A 399-nucleotide genomic window follows, 5' to 3' on the forward strand; every position below is an offset into this window, starting at 1 on the left:
ATCCCGGCGCAACTGGTGCCGGCGGAATGAGCCTCTTCCTCCACCGGCTGCGTCAGATGGCGCGCATGATGGTCGGGGTGCCCGATTATGACGCCTATTTGCGGCATATGGCCAGCCATCATCCCGACCATCCAGCCATGGACCGAAACGCCTTTTTCCGTGAACGACAAGACGCGCGCTACGAGGGGGCAAGTGGCGGCAAGTTCTGCTGAAAAGGATGAAAGTTCATGCGTAATAAACTGACGGCGTTCATCCTGACAGGCATGGTTCTGGGGGTGATCGTGGGCTTTGCCACCAATATCTGGGTGGGTGGCGACAAGACGCTGGCGAAGGATGTGGCGGGCTATTACCACCTGCTGGCCGACATCTTCCTGCATCTGATCAAGATGATCATTGCGC

1 protein-coding gene and 1 pseudogene are annotated in these 399 nt (G+C 57.9%); both read left to right on the plus strand.

What is annotated here, in order from left to right:
- The first annotated feature begins 26 nt into the window (after window positions 1–26).
- Complete coding sequence (locus MRBLSP13_RS19955; RefSeq protein WP_363756260.1) at window positions 27–212, plus strand: YbdD/YjiX family protein; 186 nt, start codon at window positions 27–29, stop codon at window positions 210–212.
- Between the two features lie 15 nt (window positions 213–227).
- Window positions 228–399, plus strand: a pseudogene (locus tag MRBLSP13_RS19960) (dicarboxylate/amino acid:cation symporter); the annotation flags it as partial.

This window comes from Sphingobium sp. LSP13-1-1.1, from assembly GCF_040676415.1.
In the GTDB taxonomy this organism is placed as follows: Bacteria; Pseudomonadota; Alphaproteobacteria; order Sphingomonadales; family Sphingomonadaceae; genus Sphingobium.